This window comes from Flavobacterium daejeonense DSM 17708 (genome assembly GCF_000425425.1).
GTDB lineage: Bacteria > Bacteroidota > Bacteroidia > Flavobacteriales > Flavobacteriaceae > Flavobacterium > Flavobacterium daejeonense.
The window spans coordinates 251,594-269,005 of record NZ_AUDK01000003.1 but is presented as its reverse complement, the minus strand read 5'-3'; the positions used below and the strand labels follow the sequence as shown (position 1 = coordinate 269,005).

The 17,412-nt window shown below is 33.5% G+C and carries 11 protein-coding genes and 1 tRNA gene; 10 read left to right on the top strand and 2 right to left on the bottom strand.

Annotated elements, in window-relative coordinates; genetic code table 11:
* Together H599_RS0104575 and H599_RS0104570 are read right to left on the bottom strand one after the other, a co-directional pair.
* A partial coding sequence (locus H599_RS0104575) for a GIY-YIG nuclease family protein (RefSeq protein WP_035141179.1) occupies positions 1-242 on the bottom strand: 242 nt, incomplete at its 3' end.
* A gap of 59 nt (positions 243-301) precedes the next feature.
* Positions 302-375, bottom strand: a tRNA-Asn gene (locus H599_RS0104570).
* A 266-nt stretch (positions 376-641) separates the two neighbouring features.
* Between H599_RS0104570 and H599_RS0104565 the strand changes: the two genes are divergently transcribed.
* From H599_RS0104565 to H599_RS21165, 10 genes are all read left to right on the top strand, one after another.
* Positions 642-1,475: an SMP-30/gluconolactonase/LRE family protein gene (locus tag H599_RS0104565; RefSeq protein ID WP_026713043.1), complete on the top strand. Its 834-nt coding sequence runs from the start codon at positions 642-644 to the stop codon at positions 1,473-1,475.
* Between the two features lie 329 nt (positions 1,476-1,804).
* Positions 1,805-2,404 (top strand): RNA polymerase sigma factor, encoded by a 600-nt coding sequence (locus H599_RS0104560; RefSeq protein ID WP_026713042.1) that lies wholly within the window; start codon positions 1,805-1,807, stop codon positions 2,402-2,404.
* Between the two features lie 86 nt (positions 2,405-2,490).
* Positions 2,491-3,663 (top strand): FecR family protein, encoded by a 1,173-nt coding sequence (locus tag H599_RS0104555; RefSeq protein ID WP_026713041.1) that lies wholly within the window; start codon positions 2,491-2,493, stop codon positions 3,661-3,663.
* Positions 3,664-3,857: 194 nt separating this feature from the next.
* Positions 3,858-7,142 carry a SusC/RagA family TonB-linked outer membrane protein gene (locus H599_RS0104550; protein ID WP_245600489.1) on the top strand — a complete coding sequence of 1,095 codons (3,285 nt, stop codon included), beginning with the start codon at positions 3,858-3,860 and terminating at the stop codon, positions 7,140-7,142.
* A gap of 18 nt (positions 7,143-7,160) precedes the next feature.
* Positions 7,161-8,762, top strand: coding sequence for a RagB/SusD family nutrient uptake outer membrane protein (locus tag H599_RS0104545; RefSeq protein WP_026713039.1), 1,602 nt, complete (start codon positions 7,161-7,163; stop codon positions 8,760-8,762).
* A 189-nt stretch (positions 8,763-8,951) separates the two neighbouring features.
* A complete protein-coding gene (locus tag H599_RS19210) occupies positions 8,952-12,929 on the top strand; it encodes an ATP-binding protein (protein ID WP_051590640.1) in 3,978 nt (1,325 codons plus the stop codon).
* A 107-nt stretch (positions 12,930-13,036) separates the two neighbouring features.
* A complete protein-coding gene (locus H599_RS0104535) occupies positions 13,037-15,523 on the top strand; it encodes a glycoside hydrolase family 31 protein (RefSeq protein ID WP_081810505.1) in 2,487 nt (828 codons plus the stop codon).
* An 804-nt stretch (positions 15,524-16,327) separates the two neighbouring features.
* Positions 16,328-16,696, top strand: a complete 369-nt coding sequence (locus H599_RS21175; RefSeq protein ID WP_245600488.1) for a Fic/DOC family N-terminal domain-containing protein — start codon at positions 16,328-16,330, stop codon at positions 16,694-16,696.
* Between the two features lie 3 nt (positions 16,697-16,699).
* A complete protein-coding gene (locus tag H599_RS21170; RefSeq protein ID WP_245600487.1) occupies positions 16,700-16,837 on the top strand; it encodes a Fic family protein in 138 nt (45 codons plus the stop codon).
* Positions 16,838-16,864: 27 nt separating this feature from the next.
* Complete coding sequence (locus tag H599_RS21165; RefSeq protein ID WP_245600486.1) at positions 16,865-17,305, top strand: Fic family protein; 441 nt, start codon at positions 16,865-16,867, stop codon at positions 17,303-17,305.
* Positions 17,306-17,412 lie beyond the last annotated feature (107 nt).

The window sequence follows — 17,412 nt, the reverse complement described above, 5'->3', positions numbered from 1 at the left end:
TTTTTGAGGTTCGAAATATATGTTTTGCTTTTCATGTTTTTTATATGTTTCTCAATTTTTCTGGCTTGAATTATATTAATACATTCAATTAAATGAAATAAAACCCAATCTCCAGCTATTTTAGTATGAGAATTGGCAAATTGGCCTGAGTTATGCCATTCTAATCGAAGTTGGAAATTTGAAGTTTCACCTATGTAAAATGTATCTTTTTGCGAAGAATATATGATATAAACGAAATGCATACAATAAGAATTTAAATAAAAAAAGCCTTTACATTGCTGTAAAGGCTTTCCAATAAAAGCTCCCCCTCTTGGGCTCGAACCAAGGACCCTCTGATTAACAGTCAGATGCTCTAACCAACTGAGCTAAGGAGGAAACTGTATATTTTAATGTACTTAATAACGTTTCCGTTTGCTAAGTTTGTCAGTTGACTTGTTCTTAGCGGATGCAAATATAAGAGCTTTTTTGAATGTAGCAAACAAAAGAGTTGTTAATTCGTAATAAGATTTAAAAAATTTATAGTTGTAGAAAGACTATGGCTGCTGATTGTCTTTTCGAAAATTTTTTCGTTCCTGAATCTGAAATCAATATTTTTGTTAGGCTATAAAGTCAAATTTTTAAAAAACAAAAACTAAACTAATATGAAATACAAATTTTTAAGTTTACTCGTCTTTATGACATTAACTTTTGCTGCAAAAGCCCAAAAACTTTCACAAACTGTTTGGGAAACTTCAAATTTAGCCGTACCTGAATCGGTGTTGTATAGTGCCACTGAAAAAAGCTTATTTGTGAGTCTGATAGATGGCGCCGGTAATGTAAAAGACGGAAAAGGAGGCATTGCTGTCCTTAATACTGATGGCAGTATTAAAAACGCAAAGTGGATTAAAGACCTAAACGCACCTAAAGGCTTAGCACTTTATAAAAAAACACTTTATGTGGCAGATATAGACGCAGTAGTAAGTATTGACATTTCGAGCGGAAAAATCATTAATAAATTAGAAATCGAAAATGCTATATTTTTGAACGATGTAACGGTAGATAACAAAGGAGTGGTTTATGTATCAGACACTCGTACAAATAAAATTTACCGCATTAAAAATGACCGAAGCGAACTATATTTACAAAACGTAACCAATGCCAATGGATTAAAATGGATTGATAAAGAATTGTATGTTTTAGCCAATACAGAACTTTGGAAAGTGGATGAAAAGAAAAATATAAGTGTTTTAGCAAAAGGTTTTGAAAAATCAGGAGATGGTCTGGAGCAACTTAAAAACGGTGATTTTATAGTTAGCTGTTGGGCTGGTTTAATTTATTATGTAAAAGCCAATGGTGAAATTCGAAAACTTCAGAATGTACAGGGGCAAATGAACACCGCTGATTTGGGGTATAATGAAAAGGAAAATTTGATATACGTTCCCACCTTTAACCATAACAGCGTGATTGCTTACGAATTATTAGTGAACAAAAATTAGTTTTATTGTTCTTTTCTTGAATGAGATACAGCATAAAAATCCTTTGCCGAAAGCAAAGGATTTTTTTATATCTTGCTATCACCCGAAAGTTTAGCGCTAAAAAGCTCCCAAAAATATCGTTTTTTCAAACCAATTTATAGTTAATTTAGAGAAATTATATCATTTTAAGTCTGGGATTTTAAAAAAATAGATTCTAAATATACCATCAACTTTTATTTTCTTTTTGTTAATGTCTCCCGTATTATTTAATCCTTAATAATTGTTACTTAAGGTATTTTAATTATGTTTGCTTTTATCTTATTCTATAAATTAATAGCCAATCTAATAGTATGAACTCTAATTTGAAACTTTCAAATGAATCTGATCTTCTATTGAGCATTGCATCAGGCAACGAATTATCTTACACTAAATTAGTTGAAAAATATTGGCAAAAAGTGCTACAACACGCCTTAAGTTTTGTTAAATCTTATTCTATTGCCGAAGAATTAACCCAAGATGTTTTTATTCAAATTTGGGAAAAACGAGACAAATTAGCTGAAGTAAAAAGTTTTGAAAATTATCTTTTTATTGTTAGTCGTAATTTAATTATTAGTCATATTAGAAAAAAATTGACTGAAACTGATACATTGAAAGACCAAAAACTACAAGAGTTATTTTTAAAACCTGATGAGCAATTTGAATTTCAGGAATTAGTTAAAATCATAAACGAAGGAGCAGCACTTTTACCCGAACCCAGACGCTCAGTTTTCTTATTAAGCCGCATAGAAGGAAAAGATACCGATTATATAAGTAAAAAATTAGGGCTAGCAACAAGAACTGTTCGTTGGCATCTGATGCATGCCTTAAATTTTCTTAGGAGTTACTTACACAATCATTATATTATCAGTTTTTTAGCCCTAATTTTATTAGGGTTATTTTTTTTTAAATAATTTTTTCATTTTTCATTGCCACTTTAGTAAACAAACCTCGTCTTTATAATTAAACGGCTTTTAATGTCGTTTTTAAATTTGTATTTATGTATCAAAAAAAAGTGTTCAAAGAGCTTATGGAGCAGTTTATTTCAGGAGAAATCACACCTGAAGGCAAAACCATGCTACTCACAATGTTGGACAATCCCAAATATTCAGAAGAGCTAAATACTATTCTTCAGGAAAATTATGATTCTGTAGAAATTCCTTCCATCAGTCCTGAGTTGACTAAAAAGTTCATTGACGAACTTAAAAAGAAAATGAAAACTTCTTCAAAAACGAAAGAGACACCAGTTGTAAACATGCTCAATTGGAAAAAAATAGCGGTAGCTGCAAGTATTATTGTTGCTATTGGTATTGGAACTTTTACTCTCTTCCAAAAAGAAGTCCCATCTACTATAGTAATAACATCTAAAGAAAAAAATGACAAAGCACCAGGAAAATCAGGAGCTATATTAACACTTTCTGATGGTTCCAAAATTGTTTTGGATAGTGTTGGAAATGGAGTATTGGCGAACCAAAACAACACTCTTGTTTCAAAAAAGAATGGCAAACTGGTATATAAAACGAGTAAGAATGCTCAATTAGCATACAATACCATGACTACTCCCAGAGCGCGACAATATAATCTGGAGTTATCAGACGGTACAAAAGTATGGCTTAACGCATCTTCGTCAATTATATTTCCAACTTCTTTTGCTCCAAACGAAAGAAAAGTAATCCTAACCGGAGAAGCTTATTTTGAAGTGACTAAGGATAAAAAGAGACCTTTTAGGGTTGTTGTTAATAATATGCTGGTAAATGTATTAGGGACTCATTTTAATATAAATGCGTATGATGACGAAACCAGTGTAAATACTACTCTTTTAGAAGGAAGTGTGTTAATTACTGAGAAAACTAAAAAAGTACTGTTAAAACCCGGACAGCAAGCTCAAAAACAAAAATCTGGCGTCATTACTGTGAATGACAATGTAAATTTAGAAGCAGTGATGGGGTGGAAAAACGGTGTATTCTATTTTGAAAAAGCTAGTCTTCAAACAGTTTTACGCCAACTAAGTCGCTGGTATGATGTAGATGTTGTATTTGAAAAAGACATACCTGAAAGAATTTTTGAAGGAGAAATACAACGAAATTTACAATTATCACAAGTATTGAAAATTTTAGAAAAAAATAAAGTCCATTTTAAAATAGATGGAAATATTTTAAGAGTGATGCCCTAATTTAGATTAAAATAGGGAAACCCTTTTTATATAAAATATGTATCTGTTAACCATAAAAAAAGCCAGCAAATGTTGGTAGCATTGCTGGCTAGTTCCTATATAAATAATTAAAGAGGAACGAACAATTAATGGAAAATAGATAGATAAACCAAGCAGGGAGAATTTATTATTAACCAAAAATCATTACCAAAATTATGAAATTATTACCAAAAACCAAGCCAAAAAACCATTGGCCAATTGCTAACGCCTGGAAAGTTATGAAATTAACATCCGTATTAGTTGTTGCTCTAACTTTTCAAGTTTCAGCAGCAGTATCCTCACAAACAATTACTTTATCAGGGAAAAATGTACCGTTTAAGAAAGTAATATCGGTCATAAAAAATCAAACAGATTATGTTTTTTTCTATGATATGGCCATTTTAAAAGAAGTTAAACCAATATCTATTGATGTCGTAGATGTTCCTGTAGAAAAAGTACTAGAACAAGCCGTAGCGGCAACACCAATTACATGGATTATTGAAGGGAAAACAATTTCGTTTATCCCTAAAACTGAAAGACTAAAAGAATCAACTAATTTGTTTTTAGTACAGCAAAATGTAGTTAAAGGTAAAATTACAGATCAGCAAGGATTACCTTTACCCGGGGCTACGATTCTGGTAAAAAGAACTAATAAAAGTACTACTACAGATTTAGACGGAAACTATTCTATTGAAGCTTCTGAAAATGATGTTTTATTGTTTTCTTACATTGGATATACTACAAAAGAGATTATAGTTACAAGTCAAAAAACGATTAATGTAAGCTTGAAAGAAGACATCTCTGATTTAAATGAAGTAGTTGTTGTGGGTTATGGCACTCAGAAAAAAGGTGATGTAACTAGTGCAGTAGCAAAAGTCTCCTCTAAAGATTTTAATCAGGGGCAGGTAAAAGATGCCGGTCAGCTTATACAAGGTAAAGTAGCTGGTCTGGCCATAACTAATACAAGTGGTGATCCTACAGCAGTAACCTCAATTAAACTTAGAGGTAACAATACACTTTCAGGTGCTTACACAGATCCATTAGTACTTATTGATGGAATTCCCGGAGCGCTTAATACTGTTGCACCGGAGGATATTGAGAGCATAGACGTGCTTAAAGACGGATCAGCTGCAGCAATTTATGGAACACGTGGTACTAACGGTGTAATTTTAATTACTACTAAAAAAGCAAAAGGGGGAGAAATTGATGATGTTCAATACACAGGATATATAAGTACATCCAGCATTGCGAATAAATTAGATATGCTTTCCAGTCAAAAGTTTAGAGAACTTTATCCGCAATATGACAAGGGTAGTGATGTAAATTGGCTTAACGAAATCACCCGTACACCAATCACTCATGTACACAATCTTTCTATGCGAGGAGGAAGTTTTAAAACAAGCTATGCTGCTAATCTTAACTACAACAGCCAGCAAGGGATTATGCTAAAATCAGATAATAAAACTTTTAGAGGCCGTATTGAAATCAACCATCATATGTTTGATGATAAGTTGTTAGTGAAATTTTCTATTTTAGGAAGGGAAAATAAATTTACGTCCACATCAGATGCAAGTAGTTTTAACGGTGGAGCATATTGGCAGGCCTTACGTAGAAATCCTACAGATCCTATTTATAATGCAGATGGTACATATTATCAAAATAAAGACAAATTGGATTATCTTAATCCTCTGGCATTATTGAATGAGGCTGATGGTAATGTTAAAACATCCGAAATCAGATACAATAGTACATTAACATACAATCCTATTAAAGATTTAACTCTTAATGCCCTTTTCTCTTATGTGAAAGAAAATAGAGCAACCGGCTATTCAGAAACACTTCAACATTCATCAGCAACAGTATATGGTTTTCCGGGGTATTCATCTATTTCAGGATTTAATCGAATGGAAAAACAGACAGAACTTACTGCTAAATACGATAAAACAATCGATAAGAATAAATTCAGCGTATTAGGCGGTTATAGTTATATTGAATCTGATATTGAAAGATCTAATATGTCTAACTACGGTTTTCAGGATGATTATTTTGGCGGATGGCATAATATAGGAGCAGGTTCAGCGCTCCCATTGGGTCTTGCAACAATGAATAGTTCTAAAAATCATGCAAATTTAATCAGTTTCTTTGGTCGTATAACTTATGCTTATGATGATAAATATCTTTTAATGGCAAGTTTACGTCATGAAGGAGCTAGTCAGCTTTATGGTACCAATAATGCTTGGGGTACCTTTCCTGCGGTATCTTTAGGGTGGAAAATAACCAACGAGAATTTTATGAAAAACCAGACTTTATTTGATGAAATAAAACTTCGTGCTGGTTATGGTGTTACAGGTTCACAACCTGCAAATTCATTTCTTGGTGTAGCATTGTTACAATATGGTGATTTTGCTTTAGTAAACGGGCAATGGGTTAGAACAATTACACCTGCTTCAAATCCAAATCCTGATTTAAGATGGGAAGAAAAGAAAGAAACAAATATAGGTGTTGATTTTTCAATGTTTGATGGTCGTTTATCAGGATCTATTGACGCGTATAATCGTAATGTAGATGGGTTGTTATATTCTTATAATGTACCGACACCTCCAAATTTATACCCTACAATTGTTGCTAATGGTGGTACTATGCAAAATAGAGGTTTAGAAGTTTTAGTATCTGGAATACCAGTGCAAACTAATGATTTTGAATGGACAACTACAGGAACCTATTCGACTAACAAAAATAAACTTAAAAGTTTGGATGGAGCCTTTAAAACGCAATTTGATTATTTTGATACTGGAAATGTAAATTTTGAAGGAATGACAACTTCATCCCACAGAGTACAGGTTGGTCAGCCAGTAGGTAATTTTTATGGCTTTAAAGTAGTAGATGTAGATGAAGAAGGTAAGTGGGTGTATTTAAATGCTGCAAATGAAAGAGTAAATTATGATGATTTTGCTCAAAGTCCTACAGACAGACGTGTCATTGGTAACGGATTACCTAAATGGTATGCCAGCTGGGTTAACACATTTAGATACAAAAATTTTGATTTAAATGTAAACATTCGTGGTGCTTTTGGTTTTCAAGTAGTTAATGAAGCACGTATGAACTATGAAGGCACTCAAAATGGATATGCCGACAATCGTCTTTCCTCAGTAAATGATTTAGTATTTGGAAAAACATTATTGAATAATACGATAGCACCTCAGTTTAATAGCTATTATGTTGAAGACGGAGATTATGTTAAAATTGATAATATAACACTTGGTTACTCATTCAAAGAAATGAAATCTTCTATTTTTAAATCAATAAGACTTTATAGTACAGTAATGAATGTATTAACAATTACTGGCTATAAAGGTATTGACCCTGAGGTTAACACATCCGGCTTGAATCCGGGTGTAGACAGCAGGAGCAGATATCCTACTATAACATCATTTACTTTTGGAGTGCAAGCTCAATTTTAATTTCAAAAAAAAAATATAATGAAAACAAAATATATATTTTTAGCAATAAGTACTATTGTAATCTTACTTAGCACCTCTTCGTGTACTAATTTAGTTGACGATAGTTATGGATCTGTTATTTCAGAAAATTATACCCCAAGTACAGAAACAGACATTAGTGCATTAGTAAATGCAGCATATATACCTTGGAGAAAAACAATGCTTTTATGGAATGGAGTTGTAAGAGCTCAGGAACTTCCTGCAGATCAGGATGTACTTCCTGCGCGAACAGGTATAGGTTGGGTAGATGGTTATGTTTATAAAAGAATGCATGAACATACCTGGACTTCAAGTGATGATGGTGTTTTACAACCATGGAGCCGTACTTTTGAAGGAGTTAACACCTGTAATCGAATAATATACCAAATTGAAACTGGCAAAATTGCTGTTGACGACGAAAGAAAAACAGGACTTCTAGCTGAACTTAAAGTACTCCGTGCTTCATATTATTACATACTTGTAGATTTATATGGCAACGTGCCTATTGTTACTGATTTTAGTGATACAAGTTTACCAAAACAAGCTACCAGAGCCGAAGTTTTTGATTTTATAGTAAAAGAAATTAAAGATAATATAGGAGTTTTATCAGAAACCCCAAGAGGTCTTTATTATGGACGAATCAACAAATGGGTAGCTAATACTATACTGGCTAAGATGTATCTGAATGCTGAGGTATGGCGTGGACAAACTATGTGGGCTGAATGTATCACTGCTTGTGATAACGTAATAAATTCTGGTCATTATTCTTTAGAGGCAAATCAAAAAAATGTATTCATTACTGAGAATGAAAATTCAAATGAAATAATTTTTGCTCTTCCTTTTGATGAAAAATATGTAAAGGATTGGAATGCATTTGACTTTCATATGTATACTTTGGCAAGCGAAAACCAAAAGACCTATCAATTTACAAATTCTCCATGGGGCGGAGTTTGTGCCACTCCTCAATTTATAAATTCTTATAATCCAAATGATATTCGTTTAAAAGAGAATTTTATTGCTGGTCAACAATATGCTATTACAGGCGAGCCATTATCAATTAACTATACAAATGCAGTACCATCAATAGATGAATCGGATAAAGATGATGGCCTTCGTTGGGGCAAATTTGAGTATGCTATTGGTGCTACAAATCGTTTAAGTAATGATTGGCCAATGTTTCGTTATGCAGACATATTACTTATGAAAGCTGAGGCTTTACTAAGAGCTGGACAGCCAGGAGCTGGTACTTTGGTAACAGAAGTTCGCGAAAGGGCATTTAAAAATAATCCTGCATTGGCTATAGTAACCGATGCGCAATTAATGCTAGGAAGCAATTATGATTATGGAAGACGCGATAAAAATTCTCAGACTTTTGAAGGCGGAGCAGATATTGTTATGGGTAGATTTCTTGATGAGTTAGGTTGGGAGTTTACACAAGAAGGACGCCGTCGTCAGGATCTTATCAGATTTGGTGTATTTTCAACAAAATCATGGTTTTCACATAATGCAACTAAAAACAATAATTTTAATTTATTTCCTATTCCTAATGATGCATTACTGACAAATTCTAATCTTGATCAAAATCCAGGATATATAAAATAAATATCAAATGACGAGCTTTTGTTCGCCATTAATTATTAGTTAATTCTTTTTCAGGAAAGAGAAAAATATTAAGATAACTTAAAAAAACAATTTGTCAGAGTTAGCCAGAGAACTTGGAATAAAAGTTTCTTTTATTCCAAGTTCTTCTTTTTTTGTAGATTAGTTATTCGAAATAGATAAATAGCCACAATGCGTTATATTTTACTTGGATATTTTTTTTGTTTTTATGTGTCACTATGTGCGCAACAATCTTTTGTCTTTTCAGCAATTGATTCCAAAGAAGGACTTTCCGACAATAGGGTTCGTACTATTTCGCAACTTCAGGACGGGAGAATGGTTATTACTACCGAAGGATTAACAAATATTTACGATGGAACATCTTTTAAATATTTACATCAAAAAAACAATACAATTTATCCTTTAACCGGCTACAACGGATTTCACCACAGTTACGTGGACAAAGATTACATGTGGATAAAAGACAAAGGAAAACTGATGCTTATTGATATTAAACAGGAACGCTTTGAACAAAATCCAAAAAGGATATTATCATCTATGGAAATTCAGGAGTCAATTGCCGACTTTTTTCTGGACGCTTACCAGAATTATTGGGTGCTTACTTCTTATGATAAGCTTTTATTTAGAGATACCAAAAAAAAGAAAACTACTGTTTTTATTCAAAATGTCTCCACTCCCAATGGTATTAAAGACCAACTTTATGATATAGCAGTAATTCAGAAACAGCTTTTTCTTTTTTATAGAAACGGATTAATCGTTTGTTATGATTTAAAAACAGCTAAAGAACTGTATAGAACTAATTCTTTATCAGAAGAAAAGCAAAGGCAATACGATCGAACCCTAATGGTCGTTCAATCAAATAATTCATTATATCAAATACGAAATGGTTCTGCCGGCCTTATATTAGCTTATGATATTAAGAATCGAAAGCACACAAAAATACTTCAAACCAATTATTGGCTCAACACTATTTCTGTGGATAGTAAAGGTAATTTATGGGTGAGTTGTGCTATTGGGTTGTGGTTTATTGATAAAAATTTAAAAGAGAAACAATTTATTCCCTCGTTTAAATTGGTTGACGGAACGCAGGTACATACGGAAGCCAGTACCCTTTATAATGATTCACAAGGCGGACTCTGGATTGGGACCTTTAATCATGGGTTGTTGTATTATCATCCCGATCGCTTTAAATTCAAGAATATTGGTAAAACATTTTTTGGCACTCAGGATAAGGATATTAATATAAACTGTTTTACAGAAATAACAACGAATACATTTCTGACAGGGACAAGAAATGGATTGTACAGCTATAATTTTCAAAAAAATACGCTCTCGGTTTTCCAAGGTTTACCAGCCGATGCCGATTGTTTTTCGATGACAAAAGATTCCAAAGACAGGATTTGGATTTGTACCAGGAATAAAGGAATGTATTGTTTACAAAACAATCAGATAAAACCTATTGAGTTACAATACCATTGCCGAAACATTGTTGAGCAATCAGCAAATCAGTTTTTACTGGCAGCAACCGAAGGATTGGTTGAATTTAATTCAACAACTGGAAATGCCCAGTTGTTGCAACCAAAGTTGAATGGGGAAAAATTAGGTTCCGTTTCTCAATTAATTCCTTTTGGCAAGCAGGCTTTTATAGGGATAAGTGACGCAGGATTATTTGAATATCATTATACAACGCACCGCATTAGTCAACCTTTTAATAAAATTTTGAAAAATAAAAATCAGCACTATAGCTGTGTTTTTAAAGACAGTCGGGGGATAGTTTGGCTGGGTATTCAGGATGGATTAAATATTTGGAATTCCCTAAAAAAAGAATTTCATACGCTCTATACCGATGATGGTTTGGTCAATAACAGTATTAAGGCTATTGCGGAAGACAAACAGGGGAAGCTATGGGTTACAACCGCTGCCGGTATTTCCCGAATTACTGTGGATGATAAAGGTAAACAGCTTGATTTTGCTATTGCTAATTTCAATCATTATGACGGTGTGATTGAAAATGAATTTATTCCCAATGCAATTTATGCCAGTGAAAACGGGAAGTTATTCATGGGAGGTGTAAATGGTTTTAATGTTATTGATTTAAAAAAGCCCTGGGATTTAAAGCAATTACAAAAACCACTGTTTACAGAGTTACAGCTTTTTGGCAGTGAAGTAAAAGTAGGTGAATCCTATGACGGGAAAACGATACTGAAAAAAGCAATTGCTTCAAGTTCACAATTAGAATTGAAGTACAATCAAAATTTTATTAGTATTCATTTCTCTGCGCTAAATTATGTCAATCCTACACAAACCTATTACCGGTATCGTTTGGAAGGAGTGGATGATAATTGGCGGGAAATAGTGGCTAAAAGCGGAACAGGAAGTGCCACCTATACTAATGTGTCTCCCGGAACTTATGTATTAAAAGTAAAAACAGCCAGCAATAGTCGGGCATGGACTGATGATTATTCACAAATTAGCATCATAGTTCATCCGCCTTTTTGGAAAACTCCTTTGGCATATATTTTATATTTAGCAACAGCTTTATTCTTGCTCTATTTGTCTTTGACGTATTACAAACGATGGACCACTCAAAAAATAATGAGGAAGAACGAAGAAAAACTGAATGAAATGAAATTTAGTTTTTTTACTAATGTAAGCCATGAATTCCGCACACCGCTTACCTTAATTATTACGCCTCTCGAATCGATATTGAAAGAAATAAAAGAAACTCATTTAGAATCAAGAATTCGTTTAGTTTACCGTCATGCCATTAATTTACAGCATTTGGTCAATCAATTATTGGATTTTAGGCGATTGGAAATTTCGGGTGAAAAACTGCATCTGACTTTTGGTGACCTGATAGATTTTGTAAAACAATTTGAAGAATTATTCAGCAAATTGGCTCAGGAAAAACAAATTGAATTTTCAATACAATCGAATGTTTCAGAGTTATTTATGTATTTTGATAAAGATAAATTACATAAAATAATTAATAATTTATTGTCGAATGCTTTTAAGTTTACCCCAAAAGGAGGAACAATAATGGTTCGGCTTTCGCCAAAAAATGCTAATTCAGTTTATTTAGAAGTTATAGATTCAGGCCTGGGTATTCCTGAAAAAGACCTTTCTTATGTATTTGATCGTTTTTATCAATCTTCCGGTAGTCAGGGAGGAAGCGGAATAGGTTTACACTTAGTGAAAGAATATGTGACCTTACACTCGGGTGAAATTTCAGTTACGAGTGAACCAAATGTAGAAACAATATTTAGTCTTAAAATTCCAACTCATCTTGTTCCACAAGAAATAGATTCGGAAGTGCTAATTACAGATACAAATCCTATAAGCGAGAATCAAAGTGTACTGGCGGATATAAAAAAAGAGAAGCTTTTGGTAGTAGAAGACAATGAGGATTTAAGGTCTTTTCTGATTAAGGAGCTAGCTAACAGCTACGAAGTATTTGAGGCTGCCAATGGTGAAGACGGTATAAATATGGCTTTATCAATTAGGCCTGATTTAATTATAAGCGATGTAATGATGCCAAAAGTAAATGGCTTTGAATTATGCGAAAGCATAAAATCCAATTTGCAAACTTCCCATATTCCGGTGATATTATTGACTGCACGTTCCTCCGAAGAACTCAAAATAACAGGTTACCAATCCGGAGCTGACGAGTATTTGTCTAAACCCTTTAATCTCGATATTTTGTTGCTTCGAATAGAGAAATTAATTACGCAGAAGAATCTTCGTCAAGCTACTTTTTTACAAAAATTAGAAGTAAACCCGAAAGAGATTACCATTACATCAATTGATAAACAGTTAATTGAAAAGGCACTTAGCTACATGGAAAAAAACATGGATAATGCCGAATATTCTGTTCAGGAGTTCAGCCGGGATTTAGCTATGGATCGAACCGTTTTGTATAAAAAACTACAATCAATTACAGGACTTTCTCCTTCGGAATTCATCCGTTCCATTCGATTAAAACGAGCCGCTCAACTATTAATTCAGGGACACTATTCCGTAGCTGAGGTATCTGAAAAAGTAGGCTTTAATACGCAAAAATATTTCAGTAAATATTTCAAAGAAGTTTTTGGAGTAAGTCCTTCAAAGTATGCACAAAGTGAAAGAAATACTGATAATGAACTGTTATAAAGGAATAAACAACCAAATGCACCCATGAAAACAACATAGTGTACCTGCTTCTTTAAATGATAAAAAATAATTTTGATTCTTATTGATTAACTAAAAAAATTAACCAAATGAGAAATGCATTTCTGAGTAAAAACTGCAAGTACATGCTATTGCTTGCGTTGTTTTCTTTTTCGTCCTTAACAGCTCAAGATTATCAAAAAACAACTCTTGGAGTAAAAACTAAATTCCATACACTGGATGTTGAAGTCCAATTTTACAGTTCAACGATTGTACGTGTTTTAAAATCACCGAAAGGAATTGCTTTCAAAAAAGAGAGTCTGTCTGTAATTAAAAAACCAGAGTCCATTAAATTCACCTCTCAACAAAAAGGAGATATCGTTTCATTGAAAAGCGATAAAATGAAAGTGGATCTAGATTTGAAATCGGGTAAAGTATCTTTTAACTCTCTTGCCGGGTCAGCACTTTTAAGCGAGACAGCATCTGGTGCAACGTTTACAGATTTTAATGATGCAGGATCTAAAACGTATGGCATCAATCAAGATTTTGCATTAGATAAAGACGAAGCTATTTATGGTTTGGGGCAACAACAACGTGGTCAGTTATCACTTCGTAATGCTAAAATCAATATGGTACAAGGGAATGTTGATGATTATGTTCCTTTTTTAGTTTCTACTAAAGGCTACGGATTGTTTTGGGACAATTACTCTCCAACTGTTTTTGAAGATAAGCCGGAAGTTACATCATTTAAATCAGAAGTAGGCGATTGTATTGATTATTACTTTGTACTTGGTGAAAGTATTGACGGTTCTATTGCGGGTATGAGAGAACTTACCGGACAAGCACCAATGTTTCCATTATGGACATTTGGCTATTGGCAAAGTAAGGAACGTTATAAAAGTCAAAATGAATTGGTAGGTGTTGTGAGTAAATATCGCGAACTTGGAGTGCCGCTGGACGGAATTATTCAGGATTGGCAGTATTGGGGCAATAATTATTTATGGAATGCGATGGAATTTCTTAATACTGAATTTCCAAATCCAAAGAAAATGGTGGATGATATTCACAATATGAATGCACATGTCATTATTTCTATTTGGAATTCATTTGGACCACAAACCAAACAATTCAAAGAAATGCAACCTAAAGGAATGCTTTTAAATTTTGGTACCTGGCCGCAATCCGGAGTAGAATTCTGGCCACCCAACCGTGACTATCCATCAGGTGTTCAGCCCTATGATCCGTATAATCCTGAAGCTCGTAACATCTATTGGAAGTATTTAAGTAAAGGTCTTTTTTCTGTAGGTATTGATGGTTGGTGGATGGATTCATCAGAACCGGATCACATGGACTTTAAACCTTCGGATTTTGATATAAAAACCTATTTAGGTTCATTCCGAAAAGTACGCAACGCTTTTCCATTGATGACCGTAGGAGGAGTTTCTGAACACCAGCGTGCAGAAAGTTCAGATAAGCGAATCTTTATTCTTACACGTTCTGCTTTTGCTGGTCAGCAACGCTATGGAGCGAATACCTGGTCGGGTGATGTCAATTCATCCTGGCAGTCTCTGCGCAATCAGATTCCGGCCGGACTTAATTTTTCTATGAGTGCTATTCCGTATTGGAATACAGATATTGGAGGTTTCTTCGCAGGCGCTTATAAAAAAGGTTGGGGTGATGGAACAAAAAATCCATCGTTTCAGGAATTGTATGTGCGCTGGATGCAGTTTGGTGCATTTACTCCTATGATGCGTTCTCATGGAACAGATATTCCTAGAGAAATATACAATTTCGGTAAAAAAGGAGATCTTATTTTTGATGCCATAGCTAAAACAATTGATTTACGTTATTCGCTGTTGCCATACATTTATTCTGCTTCATGGGATATTACAAAACATCAATCAACCATGATGCGTGCTTTAGTGATGGATTTCGATGATAAGAAAGTTGTCAACATGAATAATGAGTATCTATTTGGTAAATCAATTTTAGTTGCGCCTGTTGTTCATGCACAATATACTCCGGAAACGATTGTAAAATCAAACGAAGAAACAGGCTGGAATAAAAATGAGGATACAAATAGTGCAAAAATACAAGAAACTACTTTTGCTCAGGTGAAATCAACAAAAGTATATTTGCCCAAAGGAACCTCCTGGTACGATTTCTGGACCAACGAAAAAATTAATGGTGGTCAGGAAATAGAAAAGGAGACAAAAATAGATGAGATTCCATTATATATCAAATCGGGAAGTATAATTCCTTTTGGACCACAAGTACAATATGCTACGGAAAAAAAATGGGATAATTTAGAAATCCGGGTGTATTCTGGAGCTGATGGGGCGTTTACTTTATATGAAGATGAAAATGATAATTACAATTACGAGAAAGGTGCCTATTCAACTATTACTTTCAGATGGAACGATAAAACTCAAACTTTAACGATTGGAAAAAGAAGTGGTAGTTTCAACGGTATGCTAAAAAACAGAAAGTTTAATATTGTAATTGTAACTGATGGAAAACAGTTTATAGTGAACCGAACTGCTAATTTTAATAAAACACTCTCATACGATGGTAAAGAAAAGATTGTAAAATTATAAAACCATCAGAGAATATATTGCCCTTCAATTGCCTGTCTATGGTTAGACAATTGAAGGGCATATTTTTACAGTTCTTTATTCAACCACTTATCTGGCTCAGGAAAAACAAATTTTTTGAGCATAATTTACCCTAAAAATTTAATTATAGAAAATGACGGTTTTCGAACCAATTCCTGTAATGGTAATCGACGTCATGTCCAGTATTTGCGGGATTTTGAAAAGTATATAAACAAAAAAAGCCACTCAATTTCTTGAATGGCTTTCTAAAAAAGCTCCTCAAAATATCGTTTTTTCGAACCGATTTATATCAGATTTAGAGAAATTATATAATTTAAGTTTGGATTTTAGAGGATGATTCTACAATAACTTAATTTAGTTCGATGAAAATAATACAATTATTTATATCTCAATTAATCTTTCAGTTACCGAAATTGAAAAAGTCTATGGAAATCGTATCCGTTCAAGATTGAGACAAATGTTTAATTTGATTGCATTTGATTCAAATACAAAAGATAAGCGATGAGGTTAGATATTGGTAAATTTTACTAAAAAAGAAGCGAAATCTGTACCTAATAAAAACGAGGGCAAATTTTACCTGTAAAAACAATACGAGAGTAATTTTTTATATATTTACACTTGAACACACTACAGAGGTAAATAACACCCTTGTTCAAAAAGCAGCATTATGAACAACAAAGTAATATATAATCCAAAAATTCCATACGACAATTTACCGCTGTTACCACCACAGGTGGAAATAGAGAATATGCGTATATTAAAAAAACTATCAGTGCTAGTAGGGCCTTGTCGGAATTAAAAGGGGCGATAACTAATTTGCCTAATCCAACACTTTTTATTGATACCATCAATTTACAGGAAGCACAGGCAAGTTCAGCAATCGAAAATATCATTACCCCTCTGGACGAATTATTCAAAGCTTCAATTGCCGATAAGAAAAATGATAATCTGGCAACCAAAGAAGTAATGCACTATAAGGACGCCCTATGGTATGGGATAAAACAAATTGAAAAAAGACCAATTTTAACAACGAATTTATTCATTGCCTTAGTGCAAATTATTAAGAAAAATCAATCCGGTATTCGCAATGCACCGGGCACACAATTAAAAAATCCACAAACTAATACAGTCGTTTATACACCGCCGGAAGGATAAACTGTGATTAGGGAAAAACTAAAAAATCTGGAAGATTTCATCCATGCCGAAGATACAATAGATCCATTGGTTAAAATGGCAATCATACATTATCAGTTCGAGGCCATTCACCCATTCTTTGACGGTAATGGACGTACGTGAAGAATCATTTTATTATTGTATCTCAAGATGACAGGCTTACTAGATTTACCTGCATTGTTTTTAAGTAATTATATTATACAGTACAAAGCCGAGTATTATACCAATTTACGGAAAGTAACAGAAGACGGTAATTGGCAGGATTGGATTATGTACATGCTGGATATGGTGAAACAAACAGCTTTAAAAGGAAGGGCTCAAATTACCACCATAGAAACTTTGATGAATACGATGGCAGCAGAAATACAGCAAAAATTGCCAAAAATATATTCTAAAGATCTAATGGAAGAACTGTTCAGATTACCCTATACTAAAAGACACCAATTAGAAAAAGCAGGTCTGGGAAATCTTAAAACAGTGGGGAATTACCTTAAAGAATTAGAGAGTCAGGACTTCTTAAAAAGCGAACAACTGGGTAAAGAAAAATTATACCTCAATTTTAGGTTGTTGAAAATATTGAGAGGGAAATGATTTAGTGCTTAACAAGAATGAAGTAAAAGAGGAATTAATTTAAAAAAACAGAAAGGTTACCTTTTCGGACAGCCTCTTTTTATAATTTTCTGTTTTTATGGTAGTGT

Excerpts from the sequence above, each read along its gene's own strand:
- H599_RS0104550 (WP_245600489.1), top strand. The coding sequence starts at position 3,858 with ATGAAATTATTACCAAAAACCAAGCCAAAAAACCATTGGCCAATTGCT.
- H599_RS0104545 (WP_026713039.1), top strand. The coding sequence starts at position 7,161 with ATGAAAACAAAATATATATTTTTAGCAATAAGTACTATTGTAATCTTA.
- H599_RS0104565 (WP_026713043.1), top strand. The coding sequence starts at position 642 with ATGAAATACAAATTTTTAAGTTTACTCGTCTTTATGACATTAACTTTT.
- H599_RS0104555 (WP_026713041.1), top strand. The coding sequence starts at position 2,491 with ATGTATCAAAAAAAAGTGTTCAAAGAGCTTATGGAGCAGTTTATTTCA.
- H599_RS21165 (WP_245600486.1), top strand. The coding sequence starts at position 16,865 with ATGACAGGCTTACTAGATTTACCTGCATTGTTTTTAAGTAATTATATT.
- H599_RS0104560 (WP_026713042.1), top strand. The coding sequence starts at position 1,805 with ATGAACTCTAATTTGAAACTTTCAAATGAATCTGATCTTCTATTGAGC.
- H599_RS0104535 (WP_081810505.1), top strand. The coding sequence starts at position 13,037 with ATGAGAAATGCATTTCTGAGTAAAAACTGCAAGTACATGCTATTGCTT.
- H599_RS19210 (WP_051590640.1), top strand. The coding sequence starts at position 8,952 with ATGCGTTATATTTTACTTGGATATTTTTTTTGTTTTTATGTGTCACTA.